The 19,507-nt window shown below is 45.4% G+C and carries 13 protein-coding genes and 1 pseudogene; 12 read left to right on the forward strand and 2 right to left on the reverse strand.

Features of this window, described 5'->3' with window-relative positions:
* Positions 1–146 precede the first annotated feature (146 nt).
* From QZ331_RS00710 to QZ331_RS00755, 10 genes are all read left to right on the forward strand, one after another.
* Positions 147–1,688: a hypothetical protein gene (locus tag QZ331_RS00710; protein ID WP_294627089.1), complete on the forward strand. Its 1,542-nt coding sequence runs from the start codon at positions 147–149 to the stop codon at positions 1,686–1,688.
* A gap of 229 nt (positions 1,689–1,917) precedes the next feature.
* A complete protein-coding gene (gene rbsK, locus QZ331_RS00715) occupies positions 1,918–2,841 on the forward strand; it encodes a ribokinase (protein WP_294627091.1) in 924 nt (307 codons plus the stop codon).
* Positions 2,842–2,885: 44 nt separating this feature from the next.
* The gene (rbsK, locus tag QZ331_RS00720; RefSeq protein WP_294627093.1) at positions 2,886–3,872 is read left to right on the forward strand and encodes a ribokinase; all 987 of its coding nucleotides are present in this window, start codon (positions 2,886–2,888) and stop codon (positions 3,870–3,872) included.
* A gap of 73 nt (positions 3,873–3,945) precedes the next feature.
* Positions 3,946–7,143 (forward strand): TonB-dependent receptor, encoded by a 3,198-nt coding sequence (locus QZ331_RS00725; RefSeq protein WP_294627094.1) that lies wholly within the window; start codon positions 3,946–3,948, stop codon positions 7,141–7,143.
* 26 nt (positions 7,144–7,169) lie between these two features.
* Positions 7,170–8,990 (forward strand): RagB/SusD family nutrient uptake outer membrane protein, encoded by a 1,821-nt coding sequence (locus QZ331_RS00730; RefSeq protein ID WP_294627096.1) that lies wholly within the window; start codon positions 7,170–7,172, stop codon positions 8,988–8,990.
* A gap of 26 nt (positions 8,991–9,016) precedes the next feature.
* On the forward strand, positions 9,017–10,771 hold the full coding sequence (locus QZ331_RS00735; protein WP_294627098.1) for a glycosyl hydrolase family 32: 1,755 nt from the start codon (positions 9,017–9,019) through the stop codon (positions 10,769–10,771).
* A 28-nt stretch (positions 10,772–10,799) separates the two neighbouring features.
* Complete coding sequence (locus QZ331_RS00740; protein ID WP_294627100.1) at positions 10,800–11,729, forward strand: dihydrodipicolinate synthase family protein; 930 nt, start codon at positions 10,800–10,802, stop codon at positions 11,727–11,729.
* Complete coding sequence (locus QZ331_RS00745) at positions 11,726–12,331, forward strand: YhcH/YjgK/YiaL family protein (protein ID WP_294627102.1); 606 nt, start codon at positions 11,726–11,728, stop codon at positions 12,329–12,331. Before QZ331_RS00740 ends, QZ331_RS00745 begins: the two co-directional genes overlap by 4 nt.
* Positions 12,332–12,333: 2 nt before the next feature.
* On the forward strand, positions 12,334–13,602 hold the full coding sequence (locus QZ331_RS00750; protein WP_294627104.1) for an MFS transporter: 1,269 nt from the start codon (positions 12,334–12,336) through the stop codon (positions 13,600–13,602).
* A 20-nt stretch (positions 13,603–13,622) separates the two neighbouring features.
* On the forward strand, positions 13,623–15,392 hold the full coding sequence (locus tag QZ331_RS00755) for a glycosyl hydrolase family 32 (protein WP_294627105.1): 1,770 nt from the start codon (positions 13,623–13,625) through the stop codon (positions 15,390–15,392).
* 341 nt (positions 15,393–15,733) lie between these two features.
* Here QZ331_RS00755 and QZ331_RS00760 read toward each other — a convergent pair whose 3' ends face one another.
* On the reverse strand, positions 15,734–16,237 hold the full coding sequence (locus QZ331_RS00760) for an RNA polymerase sigma factor (protein WP_294627107.1): 504 nt from the start codon (positions 16,235–16,237) through the stop codon (positions 15,734–15,736).
* Between the two features lie 269 nt (positions 16,238–16,506).
* Between QZ331_RS00760 and QZ331_RS00765 the strand changes: the two genes are divergently transcribed.
* Together QZ331_RS00765 and QZ331_RS00770 are read left to right on the forward strand one after the other, a co-directional pair.
* On the forward strand, positions 16,507–17,223 hold the full coding sequence (locus QZ331_RS00765; RefSeq protein WP_294627109.1) for a M15 family metallopeptidase: 717 nt from the start codon (positions 16,507–16,509) through the stop codon (positions 17,221–17,223).
* A gap of 24 nt (positions 17,224–17,247) precedes the next feature.
* A complete protein-coding gene (locus QZ331_RS00770) occupies positions 17,248–18,453 on the forward strand; it encodes an SAM-dependent methyltransferase (RefSeq protein ID WP_294627111.1) in 1,206 nt (401 codons plus the stop codon).
* Between the two features lie 48 nt (positions 18,454–18,501).
* Here QZ331_RS00770 and QZ331_RS00775 read toward each other — a convergent pair.
* Positions 18,502–19,498, reverse strand: a pseudogene (locus QZ331_RS00775) (mechanosensitive ion channel family protein).
* Positions 19,499–19,507 lie beyond the last annotated feature (9 nt).

Raw genomic sequence — 19,507 nt, forward strand, 5'->3', positions numbered from 1 at the left:
AACATACCGAATGTGTGCTTGTCTGTTATTCTGCACGAGAAAGACGGTTCATCCTTGTGCGGCCCGAATTTTTTAACATCCCCGGGATTTGCTTTTTACACGGAAATTCCCGAATATTGTACCCGAATACTAATTGAAAGGGCTTCATGAAAAGAGTCGATTCCGTTATTTCCCTGATATACTCTTTGTCGAAATCAGAAAAGAAACACTTCTCCTTGCAGGTCGTCAAAGACAAGGAGGAGAAGGACTATCTTATAATCTACGATATTGTCATCAAGAGCAAGCAGCCTAACGGAAACGCGGTGAAAGAAGAATTCTATAAGCGCAGGCCTAAAGGTTCTTTTGAAGTGTCCGTTCAATATTTATATGAGAAACTGGTAGATACGTTACTCACATTGAGGAAGAAGAAAGACATCTGCTATGATTTGCTGAATGATTTATGCAAAGCCCGTATGCTATACGAGCGTTCCCTGTTTGAAGAATGCTTCGAGATACTATCCGCTACAATAAAGCAGGCACAGTTCTATGAGAATAACGAGATTCTGGCAATTGCACAGAAGCAGGAATTGGAATATCTGCTGCGGCTGAATTTTCCCAATATGACAGAGCAGGAACTTTTCCACAAACATTTTATCCAAAACGAGTCTTTAAAGAAAATACGGAAAATAACGGAGCAGTCTTCTCTACACAATTTGTTGAAATACCGCCTCTCGCATATCGGGTCCATACGAACGGCGAAACAAAAACAAGACATGAACGACCTTATGGTCAACGAATTGTATATAGCCGCCTCTTCCGACGCGGAAGGAAACTTTGAACTGACACGAAATCATAAACTTTTCCAGGCAAACTATCTGATGGGAGCGGGAGATTACAGAGCTGCCCTGAACTCATACAAAGAGCTGAACGCTCTGTTTGAGCAGAACCAACAGTTCTGGTCGAATCCGCCTATTTATTATTTGTCCGTGCTTGAAGGAGTGCTCGGCAGTCTGCGGTCGGTAGGAAACTACAACGAGATGCCCTATTTCCTGGAGAAATTAAAACGGCTTGTCGCAGAAGACTCTTCGCTGGAGTTTAAAGTGAATGCCACTTGTCTGCTTTTCCAATATGAGTTGTTTCCCTCTTTGGATAAAGGTGATTTTTCCGCTTGTACGGCGCTCATGAATCAGTATCAGGAGTTGCTGTACGACAAAGAAGCATGGCTGAGCCCTATACGCAAAAGCGAACTGTTGCTCTACACCACGCTTATACATATCGGCAATCAGAACTATAAGGCGGCAAAGAAATACATAAGCAACGCCATCATAGACCATAACATCAAATACCTGCCGCTAATGAGAACGATTCGCCTGGTTCGTCTCATAGCATATTATGAAACGAAGGAGGTTGAACTGATAAAGCACGAATCACGTTCCATCACCCGCAGCCTGTCTTCGCCCAAAGAACATACATTCAAGACAGAACGGATTATCCTATGGTTTCTCAATAAAAGAAACCTCCCTATCCTGCGCAAAGACCGGGAAGCCTTTTGGGAAAAACTATCTCCCGAAGTGCAGGAATTGTATCATGATAAATATGAAAACCAGCTTTTGCGCATCTTCGATTTCACGGCGTGGATGGAATCGAAAGTACGGAAAGAAAAGCTGTCTGATATTCTCGGACGACGCATGATTGCCAAAGAACTTTAAAACAAAAGACTCACACCCCTCTTTTCTCATCACAAAAGACACTCCCAAAATTTCCTTTTTTCTCTTTGTGATTATATAAATACACGTTATATATCTGCCTCTTCTCTACCTGTTATCAAGAGTGACTTATCGCATGATGTCATTTTTGAGATTATATAAATCAATTATTAATGTCGAAAACCATGCACTATTATTTCTTTCATTTGTATCGTCTTAATTTTTTAATACCATGAGAACTGTATCGATTCATAAACCCAAAGTAGTGGTAATTGGAAGCAGCAACACTGATATGGTTGTAAAAGCCAACCGATTGCCAGTGCCGGGAGAAACCGTTTTAGGAGGAACCTTTTATATGAACCCCGGCGGTAAAGGTGCCAACCAGGCTATCGCGGCCTCCCGGTTGGGAGCCGAAGTCACCTTCATTTCCAAAATCGGATACGACCTGTTCGGACTACAGGCGTTGGAAATATATAAATCGGAAAAGATTAACACCGAGTTTATCTTCACCGACCAGAAAAGTCCGTCGGGAGTAGCCCTTATCTCCGTCGACTCTTTCGGCGAAAACAGCATTATCGTCGCACCGGGAGCCGGCCGCTCTCTTTCGGAAGAGGACATCCATAAGGCAGAGGGCAAAATCAAAGAGGCCGATATCATACTTATGCAACTTGAAGTTCCGATAGAAACAGCAGAGTACGCAGCCGCTATTGCCAATAAATATGGCAAGAAGGTGATACTCAATCCTGCGCCTGCATCAACGCTGAGTGATACGTTCCTGAAAAATGTACATACCATACTCCCCAACCGCATTGAAGCCGAAATGCTCTCGGGAATTAAAGTGATGGATGTAGAGAGCGCCCACCGCGCCGCTAAGACAATCGGCGACAAAGGCATCGAGAACGTGGTTATTACCTTAGGAAAAGACGGGGCTTACGTAAAGGAGAGAGACAACTATGTCATGATTCCCGCCAAGCAAGTCGAAACGGTCGATACGACCGGGGCCGGCGATGTATTCTGCGGTGCTTTCAGTGTTTATCTGTCCAAAAGACATTCACTGACAGAAGCTGTCGAATTTGCCAATGCAGCCGCCGCGATTGCCGTCACCCGTATAGGTGCACAGAGTGCCATCCCTTATAAAACGGAAGTTGCTTTATAAAAAAACAATACACAGACTTAGGTTAAATATAAATCCGATTAACAATGAAAGTAGTAGTTATTGGAAGTTCAAACATCGACATGGTTGCCCAGGTCAACCATCTACCGGCACCCGGCGAAACTGTCGGCGATGCCTCTTTTATGCAGTCGCTTGGCGGAAAAGGGGCCAATCAGGCCGTGGCCGCAGCACGGTTGGGCGGCTCTGTCACTTTTGTCACTTCATTAGGCAATGATATGTATGCCGACATACTCAGAAAGAATTTTGAAAAAGAAGGAATCACCACGGACTACATCATCAATGACACCCGAAAACCGACAGGAACCGCACTAATCTTCGTGGCGGATAGCGGGGAGAATTGTATAGCCGTAGCCCCGGGAGCAAACTATTCTCTATCTCCCGACTCTATCAACCGCTTCTCCAAAGTGATTGATGAGGCGGAAATAGTAGTTATGCAAGCTGAGATTCCTTATAATACAATTAAGAGTATTGCCCTATTGGCGCAACAAAAAGGTAAAAAGGTGTTGTTCAATCCCGCACCCGCCTGTCCGGTCGATACGGAACTGATGAAAGCTATTGATATTTTGGTAGTCAATGAAGTAGAAGCGGCTTTTGTGTCGGGTATCAGATATACAGGGAGTAATCTGGAGGAAATTGCCGGAGCATTAATTGCTGCAGGTGCACGGAATGTTGTAATCACATTGGGAAGTCACGGAGTATATATGAGAAATGCTTATATAAGTGCCCGGCTTCCAAGTTATAAAGTGAATGCCATTGACACAATTGCAGCCGGTGATACATTCTGTGGAGCCCTGGCTGTAATGTGTGCACAGAAAGAGATAGATATGGAAGCCCTTAAGTTTGCCAATGCGGCAGCAGCAATTGCTGTAACCCGTTCGGGAGCACAGTCGTCTATCCCTACTCTTGATGAAGTAAACCGCTTCATCTTAAAAAACGAATTATCCTATCGCTCAACTTTTAAATTTAATGAACATGAAAACCTACTCGAACCGACGATTCATTCTATCAAGTAGAAATCTTCTGTTAACAACAGACTGTATAAGACATAAACTTATACTGTTGTTAAGCTGTCTATTCATTTTCTCAATGAATATGTATGCTCAAAATACGGTATCAGGCACCGTCAGAGACGGTAGCGGAGAGCCCTTGCTCGGAGTTTCCGTCATTGTCAAACATGGTAAGGCTACAACTGGTACTGTCACAGACCTCAATGGTCGCTATCAGGTAAAAGTAGCCCCGGACGCTATGATTGAGTTCAGTTTCATTGGATTCAAATCCGTAACACTGCCTGCCAATCAGAACATAATCAATGTAATCCTTCAGGATGACAATCAGTTATTGGATGAAGTCGTCGTTGTCGGATACGGTACGCAGAAGAAGGTTAACCTGACAGGTTCCGTCAGCCAAGTTACAGCCGAGGTACTGGAGAACCGTTCCACCTCTTCTGTCACGCAGATGCTACAGGGGGCTATGCCCAACGTTAACATTCAGGTAAATACTGGAACGCCCGGAGCCGGTGGAACCATCTCTGTCCGTGGAATGGGTTCTGTGAATTCAAGTTCGCCGCTTATTTTGGTAGACGGTATTCCCGGCAGTATAGACCAGTTGAATCCGAACGACATAGAATCTGTTTCTGTCCTCAAAGATGCTTCTTCGGCAGCCATCTATGGGGCGCGTGCAGCCTTCGGTGTAATTTTAGTTACCACCAAAAAAGCAAAATCCGGAAAAGCCAAAGTAGCTTATGACGGTTATTTCTCCTGGTCGAAACCGACAGTTTCTACCGACTTTGTTACCTCAGGTTATGACCATGCTTATATTTACGATACTTCCTATATGGGACAAAAAGGATTCATGGGAGCTGCCACCGGATATACGGAAGAAGATTACAAAGAACTGGAAGCCCGCCGATATGATACGACAGAGAATCCGGAGCGTCCGTGGGTAGTCACCACTACAGAAAGCGATGGCAGGCAAAAGTATAATTACTATGCCAACTTCGACTGGTGGAACTGGATGTATAAAAAAAGAATGCCGTCACAATCGCATAATGTAAGCATCTCCGGGGGTACGGATAAAATTCAGTATTATGTATCCGCCAATTTTTACACAAAGGACGGTATGATGAAACGGGTAGACGAAAAATACACGCAATATACATTGACTTCTAAATTGAACGCCGAAATAAAATCATGGCTAAAAATCGGTAACCAGACAAACTTCTTCGATAGTTCACACACATATCCCGGTGAAAATGCGGCGAATGCGGCTTTTGCCAGAACCATGATAAACTGTGCGCCTTATTATGTGCCTATTGGTCCGGACGGCAACTACACCGGTCTGATGAAAAACGGAAAAGTTATTAACGAAGGACGTGTAGCGGATATCTACGGTGGCGTATCCAAAGGCAATGTAGGAAAAAGACGTTTCCGGAATACATTTTCCATCAAGATTACTCCCATCAAGAATTTATCCGTAAATGCCGATTATACATTTGGTTTCACTATGGATGACAATTGGAAACGTCAGGGGGTAGTGTATATCTCAAACGGATATGCCAACGAAACACAATTGAGTACCTCTTCCACTCATAAAAAGGACTATATACAAAAGTCTATGTCCTACAATCCTTCTCACGTGTTCAATGCATACGCTACCTACGGCAACACTTTCGCAAAATCGCATAATATATCGGCAACAGTAGGTATGAATTATGAGAAACAGCAGAATCACGATCTGCTCGGTTATCGTACGGATGTATTGTCCGAGACCTTAAACGACTTGAATCTGGCCACAGGAACCGGCGCTTCGGATCTTAAAGCTACAGGTGGTGCATCTGCCTATGAACTATTCGGCCTTTTCTTCAGAGCCAATTATAATTATAAGGAACGTTATCTGTTGGAAGTAAACGGAAGATATGACGGTTCTTCGAGATTCCTCTCCGGCAACAGATATGGCTTCTTCCCTTCCGTATCTGCCGGATGGAGAATCAGTGAAGAGCAATTCTTGAAAAATTTGAATATCTTCGACAATCTGAAAATCAGAGCTTCGTACGGTGTACTCGGAAACCAGTTGGGAGTGAGTATGTATCCTTATTCTACAATCACCCAAAAACAATCTTCTTATATTGTCAACAATGCACTAACCTATTATCTAACTACCCCTGCCCCCGTAGCAGGCGACTACACTTGGGAAAAAGTTGGAACTCTCAATATGGGTATAGATATCAGTGTACTGAACAACAAGTTGAACTTCAGTGGAGATTATTTTATCAGAAAGACATCTGATATGTTCGTTGATGGTGTGACGCTTCCTGCCGTGTATGGTGCGAATCCTCCCAGACAAAACGCAGGAGAAATGAAAACCAAAGGATATGAACTGAGTGTAACCTGGCGCGACAATTTCAAACTTGCCGGAAAATCATTGAATTATGAAATATTTGGTTCCTTAGGCGATGCTACCTCTGAAATTACCAAATATCAGGGAAACGACACGAATATCCTGACGGATTATTATGTAGGACAGAAAATTGGAGAAATCTGGGGATACAGAACGGGCGGATTATTCCAGTCGGACGAGGAAGCAGCAGAATGGACAAGTAAAATAGACCAGTCGGCAGTAAACAGGGATATTTTAAAGAGTCAAGGTAAATGGTCTGTAGCACGTGGAGGAGATGTAAAATACCTTGATAAAGATGGTAATAATATCATCAACAATGGCGCAAATACGCTCGACGACCACGGAGACCTCGAAGTAATCGGCAACGAAACACCACGTTACAACTATGGTTTCGGAGCAAACATCAACTGGTATGGGTTCGATTTCTCTATCGCATTTCAAGGTATCGGAAAAAGAGATTTATATCCGGACAAGGAAATGGAAAAATTCTGGGGGTCATGGGGACGTGTCAACAGTGCTTTTCTTCCTAAAGGGCTTGCCGAACAAGCTTGGACGGAAGACAATAAGGGAGCATACTTTCCCCGTCTCGAACGCGGTAGCGCGGCCTACAACGGCGACGGACAGATGCGGGTTGTCAACGACAGGTACTTGCAGAATTTGGCCTACCTGCGTTTGAAAAATCTTTCAATAGGCTATACGCTGCCTGCCACACTTACCACCAAAGCAGGTATCGAACGGTTGAGAATCTATTTCGCAGGTGAAAACTTATGTTATTGGTCGCCTTTCAAAACAGATTACATAGATCCGGAACAAGCGATATCCTCCAGCGACGCACGTATCTATCCGTTCTCAAAAACGGTGTCTGTCGGTGTAAATCTGACTTTCTAATTTTTCCAAACTAAACATATATAAGTATGAAAACAACAACGATACTAAAGAAAGCCTTTTTGATAAGCTCACTATCGCTTTCGTTCTGTGCCTGTGATTTGGAACAGTTGCCACAAGATAAAATGACCCCGGAAAATTCCCTGAAGAATGAAACGGAACTTAGACTATATATTAACGGACTTCTGCCTATGCTGTCGGGAGCATCCAATGTAGAGAACGGTGCCAGCGTAGCCGCCGGAAGAATGATGGAAAAGACTGACGATGTGATATGGCCTACACTTCCCGACTACATGACCGGCAAAAGAAGTTCTACACAATCAGCCGGAAGCTGGGATTGGGATAATCTGCGAAAGATTAATATTTTTTTGAAATACTCTGTAAACTGCCCGGATGAGACTGTACGCGAAAAATACAATGCAATGGCCTATTACCTGAGAGCACAGTTTTACTATGACAAACTGAAAACATTCGGTGGAGTACCCTGGTACGACACTGTACTTGAAGACAACAGCCCGGAACTATACAAACCGCGTGACTCTCGGGAGATGATTGCAGACAAAATTCTGGAAGACTTGGATAAAGCTATAAAAAACGGTGTAGAAGCCAAAAGTCTGAATGAAATAACCAAATGGACTGCATTGGCTCTGAAAAGCCGTTTCTGCTTGTTCGAGGGAACCTTCAGAAAATACCACAATATAGAAGGTTCGGAAAAGTTCTTGAAAGAGTGTGTATCGGCTTCTGAGGCACTAATGGTCTCAGGAAAATATACCATTGACAAGGGAGAAGGCACAGACGTGGCCTATAGGGACTTGTTTGCGCAACCCGCCACAAACAATGCCAGTGATGTGGAAGTAATCACAGCTTATGCTTACAGTATTGCGTTAGGTATAAAGCATAACACGAACTATTCCATCATCAACGCCAGTGGCAACCAGATTGGACTTAGCAAAGCATTCATGGATTCATATCTGATGAATGACGGCAGCCGTTTTACAGACAGGCCGGGTTATGAGACTATGATTTTCGGCGAAGAGTTTGCAAATAGAGACCCTCGTATGTTCCAGACAGTCAGATGTCCCGGTTATGCCCGTATCGGGAAAAGCCATGACGTAAACAGGTTGTATGAAGCCATGCAAATCTCTGCCACTGGATATATGCCGATTAAGTATGTGCAATCCGGCGACCATGACAAGCAGACCAGTAATGAGAATGATATTATCTTGTACCGCTATGCGGAAGTCCTGTTGAATTATGCCGAAGCTAAGGCGGAGTTGGGTACACTTGTTCAGACAGACTTGGAGCAAAGTATCAAATTAATACGTGATCGCGTCGGAATGCCGAATATGGATATGTCAGCAGCAAATGCTAATCCTGATCCGGTGTTGGCAGCACAATATCCGCTGGTATCAGGTAGTAATAAGGGAGTAATTCTTGAAATCCGGAGAGAACGTAGAGTCGAAATGGTAATGGAAAATCTGCGTTATGACGACATCATGCGTTGGAAAGCCGGTCATTTGTTTACCGAACAATTCAAAGGAGTTTATTTCTCAACAGTTACCGCACCTTCAACCAAGTATGATTTGGATAAACCTGCATATACAGCCAGAAGTGCAAACTTCCATATCTATATAGGTGAACGTCCCAGCAATCTTACGGAAAAGAATTCCATCGGACTGAATGTCGGTATTTTCTTGAGCAATGGCAACTCCGGCAACAAAGTTATCAATACGGATAAAGTGAAGATTTGGAATGAAGAACGCGATTATTTGGCTCCATTACCTAATTCCGCACTTGTTGTCAATCCGAATCTGAAACAGAATCCGCATTGGGATACTCCTGCCGATTAACTAACTTATCATAAAACAGTATATAAATGAAACGACGTGATTTTATAAAAAACGCAGGTTTAGCACTATCCGCAGCATTTGTTCCAGACATAGCATTTCCCTCTTTTTCAAGAGGGGATGCTCCTTTAAACAATGTTTTGTACAATGGTGTCACACTGCCTGACGTTTGGCCGCCCCAAAATATCTGCATGAATTATGAACCTATGCCGATACCTTATCTGACTAATCGACCGGAAATCATTCCTATTGACTTAGGAAGACAACTTTTTGTAGACAATTTTTTGATTGAACAGACAGATATGAAACGTAAGTCACATAGACCTCGTAAAATAAACTTTAACCCGATACTCAAGCCGGAGACGGAACTGGAACAAGGGATTTACGGTATTCCCGGAGCCAGCGCCAAAGACGGCGGCGTATGGTGGGACCCGAAAGATCAGCTCTTCAAGATGTGGTATGAAGCCGGATGGCTGCACAGAATGGCATACGCTACAAGTAAAGACGGGCTACATTGGGAACGTCCTAATCTGGACGTAGTACCGGGAACCAATCAAATCGTTCCGGAAATTGTAGCTGACTCTTCCACTGTATGGCTGGATCACTTTACAAAGAATCCCGAAGAGCGTTTCAAAATGTTCCTGCGTTCTCCCAACTCGATTCCCGGTTCCACAGAACGTTTCAATTATGGATTCAGCATGGTTTCACCGGACGGCATCCATTGGGGAAAACCTGTCAAGACAGGGCCATGCGGAGACCGGAGTACTATGTTCTATAATCCTTTCCGGCAGAAATGGGTATATAGCCTTCGGAATCCGGAAAACATAAATCGTGTACCTATCGGACGCTTCCGCTATTACCACGAACATTCAAATTTCCTGGAAGGGGCAAAGTGGACAAAAGAGGAACTGATTTTCTGGCTCGGTGCTGATTATCGGGATGACCCGGACCCATATATCGGTGACAAGGCACAATTATATAATTTATCGGCTGTGCCTTACGAGAGTATCATGCTGTCATTACCCCAGATACATTTGGGGCCATCTAACGAAAGGTGCAGAGAGGCAGGAGTCCCTAAAATCACTGAACTAAAAGTAGCTTACAGCCGTGACGGCTTCTATTGGGACCGAACCGACCGTCGTGCCTTTATCCCTGCCGAACGAAAGGAAGGAACATGGGACAGAGGGTATGTACAATCCGTAGGCGGGTTGTGTACCATCGTAGGCGACCAACTTTGGTTCTACTACATAGGATTCGAAGGAAACAAGAGAAAGAAAAGTCCGGTATATGAAAAGAACGGTATGCACGCCAATGGAAGTACCGGTATAGCCGTATTACGCAGAGACGGTTTTGTTTCTTACTCTGCTCAAAAGGAAAAAGGGACATTATTAACCCGTCCGGTAACATTCACCGGCGAATATATGTTTGTAAACGTGAGTTGTCCGAACGGAGAGTTGAAGGTGGAAATATTAGATGCAGATAATAATGTAATTCCGGGATTCTCTGCAAATGATTGCAAACCTCTCTCAACAGACAGCACTATCGCACAGATAAAGTGGAAGAATAAGAAAGACCTGTCCGCCTTAAAGAGCCAACCGGTACGCTTCAAATTCTATCTTATCAATGGTGATTTGTATTCATTCTGGGTAAGTCCCGATATAGAGGGTGCCAGCAACGGGTACAATGCAGCAGGTGGCCCGGGATTCGGTGGCGGTACAGACAAAGAAGGGAAGAGAGCCTACAAAAAAGCAGCAGATTTCCCCAACTTATTAGAAAGATATTAAAATAATAATCAATAAACAATTGTAAACAATGATGGACAAAAAATTATTTGAAGGCGTGATAACTCCGATGGTGACACCCCTTATCAACAGAGAAAATATAGATTTCAAAGGCTTGGAGAAATTGCTTGACCACTTGATAAACGGTGGAGTCAGCGGTGTTTTCCTTATGGGTACTACGGGCGAAGGAACAAGCATTTCTCTCCGGATGAGAAAGGAACTAATCAAATATTCGGTAGAATATGTAAAAGGACGTGTTCCTGTATTTGTCAGTATCGCCGACTGTTGCATCGAAGAGAGCCTGAATATGGCTCGTTACGCGAAAGAATGTGGAGCCAGTTATCTGGTATCTGCACTTCCGTTCTATTTAGGATTGACCCAGACAGAAATTGTCGACTATTATACAACGATTGCCGATAATGTACCTCTGCCTTTGTTTTTATACAACATCCCGGCGCAAACCAAATTGATGATTTCCGTCGAAGCAGTCAAGACATTGGCAAAACATCCGAACATCATCGGCATGAAGGACAGTTCCGGCAACGGTACCTATTTCAATACGTTACTTGCAGAAGTAAAAGCTGAGTATCCGGATTTTACCATTCTCGTAGGACCGGATGAAATGTTGGCCTCTACAATGGCGTTAGGTGGCAATGGCGGTGTAAACTCCGGTTCCAACTTGTTCCCCGAACTTTATGTCAACCTGTTCAAAGCCTGCAAAGCAAAGGATACGGAAAGAATACTCAAACTGCAAAAACTGGTCATGAAGGTTTCTACCGGAATTTATTCTGTTGATAAATCGAGTGTATCCTTTCTTAAAGGGCTGAAAGCTGCATTATTTACAGAAGGGTTAATAACCGACTACATCTGCGAACCTTTGCAGAAAGTAAACGGCACTGACCTGGAGACAATCAAAAAGAATGTAGCAGAGCTGAAACAACAAATCATTCAGGTATTATGAGAATAACATTCAAATTAATCACTCTATTGACTGCTGTTGCTATGACTTGTTCCTGTGGAAATACGAAAAAGAAGGTTGCACCTGTTGCATCCGGTACTGATGCTACGGAAGTAGACTGGAAATATGGATGGACGGTATCTGCCAGTCCGACACTTGACATGGATGCTTTGAAAGAACATCAGGCGCAATATCCCGAAAGATGGAAAGCCACATTCGAATATTTGAAAGGCACGGATTTGAGCAGGCTTTCTCCCGGCGAATACGAAATCATAGGGCGTGAAGTGTATGCCATTATCAGTGAGTATGTTCCTAAAGAAGAAGCAGAATGCAACTTTGAAGCACATCGAAGATATATCGACTTGCAATACTTGATTAATGGGGAAGAAAGAATGGGAGTGACGACATTGGAAAAGGTTGTCCCAATCGGCGAATATGACGAGAAGAAAGACATTGTCTTTTTCAAGCCTGATGCACCGGGCCTATATGAAGTGGCAACTCCCGAAGTCTTCTATATTTTCTTTCCTAAAGACGCACACCGTCCCAGTATAAAAGAGAAGGACGGAGTGAGCGTGAAGAAAATAGTCATTAAAATCAAAATATAGATATGCTGAAAGATAAGAAGTTTTATTCATGGATGGTAGTAGGGATGCTTGTTGTAGTGTCTCTACTCAACTATTTAGATAGACAAATGCTGGCTACGATGCGTCCATTCATCATGGTGGATATCAAAGAGCTGGAATCTATCACCAATTTCGGACGGCTGATGGCTATATTCCTTTGGATATATGCCATTATGAGTCCCATATCGGGAATGATTGCAGACCGTTTGAACCGTAAGTGGCTGATTGTTATCAGTCTGTTCGTATGGTCTGCCGTCACCCTTATGATGGGATACGTACATGACATCAGTCACTTGTATATATTAAGAGCGCTGATGGGAGTCAGCGAGGCCTTTTACATACCTGCCGCCTTGTCTCTGACGGCCGACTATCATCAAGGAAAAACAAGGTCTATTGCCATCGGTATGCTGACCTCGGGAATTTATCTGGGGCAAGCCATCGGCGGATTCGGAGCTACGGTAGCTGCCCATACTTCCTGGCAATTCACTTTCCACTCTTTCGGAATGATTGGCATCATTTATAGTTTTGTACTTATCGCATTGCTGCATGAGAAAAAGACTTATGTAGTACAGACCGAACAACGGAGAAGCATCAAGGAAAACCTTTCGATGACTTTCAAGGGACTGGCTGTATTGTTCTGCAATGTCGCGTTCTGGGTAATGCTGTATTATTTTGCTGCTCTTAATCTCCCCGGATGGACTACGAAGAACTGGCTGCCGACTATGGTTTCCGATACCTTGAATATGGATATGGAGTTCGCAGGGCCGCTCTCCACCACCACTTTAGCCCTTTCTTCATTCGTCGGAGTATTTCTCGGTGGGTTTATTTCCGACAGATGGGTGCAAAAGAATATGAAAGGAAGAGTTTACACCAGCGCTACCGGGCTGTCGCTGATTGTTCCTGCCCTTCTGATGATGGTATATGGAAATAATATCGTATTCATTGTGGCGGGAGCCATACTCTTCGGACTTGGTTTCGGTATGTATGATACCAATAATATGCCGATTCTTTGTCAGTTCATTCCCTCGCGTTATCGTGCCACCGGCTACGGGCTCATGAATTTTGTCGGAATTGCTGCCGGAGCCATTATCACCAACGAACTGGGCAAAGCGTTCGAAGCTAATTATAAAGACCTCGTCTTTTTGATAATGATACTCTCTGTATGTCTGTCCGTATTCCTGCAATTGAAACTGCTGAACCCGAAAACGATGGATATGACAGACGAATTAATGGCCGAATCGAAGAATAAATAAAGACATAAAACTGAACAATTATGAAATATACAGACTCATTTCGCAGATTAATCAAACTGCCTGCAAGCATTATCATGTTCTTGTTATGTTGTTTGGCTGCTTACAGTTGTGGCGGTTCGGACGACGGACTATCCGAACCACCGGGAACCTCCGGGACAGACCCCGCGCCGGAACCTGACGACCCGTCGGATGATTGGAGAACCCTTTACAATGGAATCATATTACCTTCCGTATGGCCACCGAAAGATATAAATATCAGTTCGTACGAACCTATGAAAGTTCCTTATCTGGAAACTCCCCCGGAGGTAGTTCCCATTGATATAGGACGCCAGCTATTTTTTGATGACTTCCTGATAGATGATACCGATTTGGAACGCAAATTCTACAAACCTAAGAAATACGAACAGAATCCGATATTAAAGCCTGAAACGGCGCTGGAAACATCAAAGATTCCCGGTGCTTCCGCTAAGGATGGCGGAGTGTGGTGGGAACCCAGAGAACAGGTATTCAAAATGTGGTATGAAGCCGGATGGCTCAATAAGATGGCTTATGCAACCAGTAAAGACGGTGTCAACTGGGTGCGTCCGGATTTGAATAATGGCTCGAACGAACTTCTGACATTATCCAGATTCCCCGCAAACTCATGCGCGGTCGTATTGGATTACGATGCATCCGACAATGAAAGATATAAGATGTTTCTACGCTCGCCGAACGCCGAAGCAACGGACAATGCCGGCTACTGCATGATTTCTTCAAACGGAAAACAATGGAGCTGGTTTACTAAAACAGGCCCTTGCGGCGACAGAAGCACCATGTTCTATAATCCTTTCCGAAAGAAATGGGTGTTCAGCATACGTACCCTCGGTGTGTTGGGCAACTCTCCACACGGTAGAGCCAGATATTATAGGGAACATTCCGACTTCCTGACCGGTGCCGTCTGGACAAAAGCCGATGTCGCGTTTTGGTGCAATGCGGATAACAGAGACACTCCAGACCCGGAATTCAACCTGCCGCCGGAACTTTATAATCTGAACGCCGTCGGCTATGAAAGTATCATGTTGGGATTGCATCAGATTCTATTGGACGAGAATGAAATTGCCAAAGCTGCCAACAGACCCAAAATCACAGAGTTGAAAGTCTCTTTCAGCCGTGACGGTTTCCATTGGGACAGGCCTTACAGAGAGGCGTTTATCCCGGCTACCCGCACAGCCGGCAGTTGGGACCGCGGTTATGTGCAATCCGTTGGTGGAATCTGTACGGTTGTAGGCGACCAACTGAGATTCTACTACATCGGATTCAAGGGGGGAGATTCCTCAAGCTATATGCATTCGAACGGTGCTACCGGTATGGCAATACTTCGCAGAGACGGATTTGCTTCCATGTCCACAACCGGAGAAGGTAGCCTGACAACCCGCCCTGTCAAATTCACCGGCAAATATCTGTTCGTCAACGTCAACTGTCCGGCAGGTGAGTTGAAAGTTGAAATCTTGAACAAAGAGAATCAGGTGATAGAAGGTTTCTCGGCAGATGAATGTAAAAGCATTGCCGTAGACTCCACTATCCAACAAGTAGAATGGACTGGGGTAAATGATTTGTCTTCTTTAATCGGCAAGGAGGTCAGATTCAGGTTCAAACTTAAGACTGGCGACTTGTATGCCTTTTGGGTAAGTCCGACTACCAATGGTGAAAGCAACGGATATGTTGCAGGCGGTGGCCCCGGATATGTCAGTAACAAAGATACGGAAGGTAAAAAGGCTTATGAACAGGCAAATAGCTTATCGAAATTGTGATTCTTGCCATTAAATCATTATCCGCTGTCTTTACCTCTCCATATGACCGGTTTTTAGCGCATATATCTCCTGTTTTCAGCGCATATATATCCTGCGTGCAGGAGATATAGATGCTGGACGTAGGAGATATATGTCCTGCACGCAGGATATATATGCGCTGTAACAAGCTGATTATGAGGCTGCACGGCGCACTCCTGTAAACTGCACGGCACTTTAGGAAAAAGCCTCTGCAAGTCCGATACTTACAGAGGCTTTCCTATCACACAATCCTGTTCCTGTTATCCCAATCCTTTTTATCCTAATACCTGTTTGATGTCAGCTGAAAAATAGATAGTTAAAGTTTAGCGAAAGTCTTTCAATTCCTCCTGCAATTTCTGGCGGGTAAAGAAAATGCGGCTCTTTACCGTGCCCAACGGAAGCTCCAGTTTCTCGGCAATCTCACGATATTTGAACCCGGAGACGTGCATGGCAAACGGCACTCTGTATTCTTTGGGCAAAGCGTTGACTACACGGCGCATCTCTTTCAGGTCGTACGCCCGTTCGGTGCTTTCGTAGGCGGAGTCCTGCGGCAGATTGAGGTGATAGAGATTGTCCGTGCGGTCGACAAACGTCTGGTCGCGTACAACCTTCCGGTAGTTATTAATAAAGATATTCCGCATGATGGTGTACATCCAGCCTTTGAAATTGGTGTCGGGGGTATATTTATCTTGGTTGTCCAATGCCTTCAATGAAGTTTCTTGCAACAAATCGTTCGCTTCTTCACGATCGGTCGTCAGTTTGTATGCGAAGCGGAGTAATTCGTCCTGTACTCCTACCAGGTCTTTTGCGAAGCTTAAACTGTTCATATGCGTTACGTTTTAATTGTAAATACTCGTCGTTATAATTTTGATGCTGCAAGTTTACGGCAATTCGGCACAAGTGGCAGGACAAGAACAAACATTGTTTGGGGGGAAATCTGTCAACGGATAGTTTTTGGGTCATTTTAGATAGTTTTCGGGTGGTATCCGGGCGCTTTACGGATAAAAATCCCATTCAAAAGTTATAAAAACAACCGGCAAAAGGCGTAACCAGTGTAAAAAGAAGTATCTTTGGCGTACTAAATGGAAAAGCCCGAATGAGATTTCTGAAATATAAGTTGATTATCGTCTGCCTGCTGTTACTGGCAGTAGGCACTTCCGTAGCCGGACGCAGGGAAAATGGAACTCCCGCCCCGCAACCGGCAAAAAGCGCGATGGCTCTCTATATGGATTCTTTAGGACTGGTGAACGTGGCCGAACTGGACAGCAGCCTCGCCGTGGAGCTGATGTACACACGCGCCGACAATTTCACCGGAGAGGTTCTTTACGACAATATGTCCGAAGCCTATCTGCATCCCGACGCAGCCTACGCCCTTGTGAAAGCGCAACGGAGATTGAAAGAGCTGCACCCGTCCTACAGCCTTCTCATTTACGACGCCGCACGTCCGATGTCGGTACAAAAGAAGATGTGGAACGTAGTGAAAGGGACATCCCGATACAAATACGTCTCTAACCCGAGCCGTGGCGGCGGACTTCACAACTACGGGCTGGCGGTAGACGTCAGCATCCGGGATTCTTTGGGAAAGCCGTTGCCGATGGGGACCAAAGTAGACCATTTGGGCATAGAAGCGCATATCACCCGCGAGAGCGAACTGGTGCGCAACGGCAAAATCAGCGAAACGGAACGGCAAAACCGCCTGTTGCTGCGAAAGGTGATGAAAGAAGCCGGATTCCGTGCATTGCCCAGCGAATGGTGGCACTTCAACTTTTGCAGCCGGGAGGTGGCGAAACAGAAATACAAGGTAATACCCTAATTATTATAACGCACTGACATCCTTATGCAAATCTCTTCCGAAACCCGACGTTTCATCCGCGAACATCAGTCGGACGATATACGGGCCTTAGCCCTGCAAGCTAAAAAGTATTCGAATGTGGATATACCGGTTGCCATCACCCAGATAGCTGGCAGGCAGGTTGCCACCGAGAAAATCCCTTCGTGGAAGGAGATGGAGGACATATGGTATCCGAAGCACCTGTCGTTGGAGCAATGCTCTTCGGAAATCACCGCCCGCTACAAGGCGGGGCTTCTGCAAGGCGAATCTTTGGCCGACCTTACCGCAGGCTTCGGGATAGACTGCTCTTTTCTTGCCGCCCGGTTCAGGTCGGTCACTTACGTAGAGCGTCAGGAAGAACTTTGCGAAATAGCGGCACACAACTTTCCTATCCTCCGTCTCAACCACATCACCGTCAGGAATGAAGACGGCGTAGCCTATCTGCAAGCGATGTCTCCCGTCGACTGCATCTTCCTTGACCCTGCCCGCCGCAACGAGCACGGCGGAAAAACCGTAGCCATCTCCGATTGCGAACCCGACGTGGCCCGGCTGGAGGAGCTTTTGTTGAGCAAAGCCCGCCGGATAATGGTCAAGCTCTCTCCCATGCTCGACCTTTCGTTGGCTTTGAAAGAGTTGCCGCATACGGAGGAGGTACATATCCTGTCGGTCAACAACGAGTGTAAGGAACTGCTGTTATTGCTCGGGCAAGAACTGCCGGCAGCACAAAATCCGCCGAAAGAGGTCGCCATCCACTGCGTAAACCTCTTCACCAAAGGGACACAGACAGCGCAGCACTTCGTTTTCACCCGCGAGCAGGAGCAACGCAACGAATGTATGTACACAGACACATTGGGCAGTTACCTGTACGAACCGAATACGTCGCTCCTGAAAGCCGGAGCTTTCCGCAGCATCGCCGCAACCTTTCCGGTAAAGAAACTGCATCCCAACAGCCACCTTTATACTTCCGATACGCTGATTGCAGGTTTCCCCGGAAGAGTGTTCCGCATCGTCAGCCGGTGCAGTTTCAACAAGAAGGAGATAAAAGAGAGCCTGGCAGGACTTAAAAAAGCCAATATCACCGTGCGCAACTTCCCCTCTACGGTAGCCGAACTTCGCAAACGAGTCAACCTGACCGAAGGAGGCGATACCTATCTTTTTGCCAGCACACTAAACGACGGGCAGAAAGTGCTGATTCGTTGCGAGAAGGCTTGAGGTTGAGGGCGATGCGCCATCTGTGGTGGATATGGATACTCCCCGTGCCTATTTGCCCGCCGGAGCACCGTTTTTCCAGTCGTCTTTAGGAATTGTGGTTTCACTACCGTCTCTCATCGCCATATAATGCGGCGACATGATTTCAATGCCTGCTTCATTGAATTTATCTTGAATATTCGACTGCAAGTCCGAATAGATTTGCGCCATTTTTGCCGCATCCTTGACGTAAGCGTTAATCTGATAGACTGGATACCAGTCGCTCAACGACGTTTCGAGTACAAACGGACGCGGGTCGTCCACTACGCCGGGCGTGTTCAGCGCCGCATCAATCAATATCTGATGAACCTGTCGCCAGGGAATATCATAGCCGATGGAGACTTCCGAGTGGATAATCAGTCCATACTCGCGCGCCGAAGTACTGTAGTTTACAGTATGCGAGGACATGATAAACGAGTTGGGAACAGTGACTACCTCATTTTTCGGCGTGCGGATTCGGGTGACAAGCGGCGTTTTCTCAATGATGTCTCCGGTGGTATCGTTTAACTTAATCCGGTCACCTATCTTGAACGGGCGCATATAGGTGATTACCAGTCCGGCGATGATATTGCCGATGACCGTACTCGAACCCAACGAGACAATCAATCCGACAAATACCGAAATCCCCTGGAATACCCCCGAATCGGAACCCGGCAGATAAGGATATATCATCGCAATCATAAACGCATAGAGCAGGAAGCGGACGATATGGAAAGTAGGCATCGCCCAGTCGGGCGTATTTCACAGAATCGGCAGCAGCCATCCGGAGTTTTATCTGCTCCATTTCCATACGCATATTCGCTTCGTCGAGCCGGGCTTCTTCCAAGGTCTTTTGCAGATTCGCTACATAAGCCGAGTCCGAATCCTGCTTTACAACAGCCTGTCGGGCGACAATGGTATCTCCGGCAAATATCTTCTTTACAGCCTGCTCCAACTGCGCTTGTGCCCCCATCGCCCCTACGGACATCAGCAACGCCAGCACTATTCTTTTGATTCTGTTTGCTTCCATATCCTAACT

This window comes from uncultured Bacteroides sp., from assembly GCF_910586915.1.
Lineage (GTDB): Bacteria > Bacteroidota > Bacteroidia > Bacteroidales > Bacteroidaceae > Bacteroides.

Coding starts and splice junctions, on each gene's coding strand:
- QZ331_RS00760 (WP_294627107.1), bottom strand. CDS start 16,237: ATGAACAGTTTAAGCTTCGCAAAAGACCTGGTAGGAGTACAGGACGAA.
- QZ331_RS00735 (WP_294627098.1), top strand. CDS start 9,017: ATGAAACGACGTGATTTTATAAAAAACGCAGGTTTAGCACTATCCGCA.
- QZ331_RS00740 (WP_294627100.1), top strand. CDS start 10,800: ATGATGGACAAAAAATTATTTGAAGGCGTGATAACTCCGATGGTGACA.
- QZ331_RS00770 (WP_294627111.1), top strand. CDS start 17,248: ATGCAAATCTCTTCCGAAACCCGACGTTTCATCCGCGAACATCAGTCG.
- QZ331_RS00745 (WP_294627102.1), top strand. CDS start 11,726: ATGAGAATAACATTCAAATTAATCACTCTATTGACTGCTGTTGCTATG.
- rbsK (WP_294627091.1), top strand. CDS start 1,918: ATGAGAACTGTATCGATTCATAAACCCAAAGTAGTGGTAATTGGAAGC.
- QZ331_RS00755 (WP_294627105.1), top strand. CDS start 13,623: ATGAAATATACAGACTCATTTCGCAGATTAATCAAACTGCCTGCAAGC.
- QZ331_RS00730 (WP_294627096.1), top strand. CDS start 7,170: ATGAAAACAACAACGATACTAAAGAAAGCCTTTTTGATAAGCTCACTA.
- QZ331_RS00725 (WP_294627094.1), top strand. CDS start 3,946: ATGAATATGTATGCTCAAAATACGGTATCAGGCACCGTCAGAGACGGT.
- QZ331_RS00765 (WP_294627109.1), top strand. CDS start 16,507: ATGAGATTTCTGAAATATAAGTTGATTATCGTCTGCCTGCTGTTACTG.
- QZ331_RS00710 (WP_294627089.1), top strand. CDS start 147: ATGAAAAGAGTCGATTCCGTTATTTCCCTGATATACTCTTTGTCGAAA.
- rbsK (WP_294627093.1), top strand. CDS start 2,886: ATGAAAGTAGTAGTTATTGGAAGTTCAAACATCGACATGGTTGCCCAG.
- QZ331_RS00750 (WP_294627104.1), top strand. CDS start 12,334: ATGCTGAAAGATAAGAAGTTTTATTCATGGATGGTAGTAGGGATGCTT.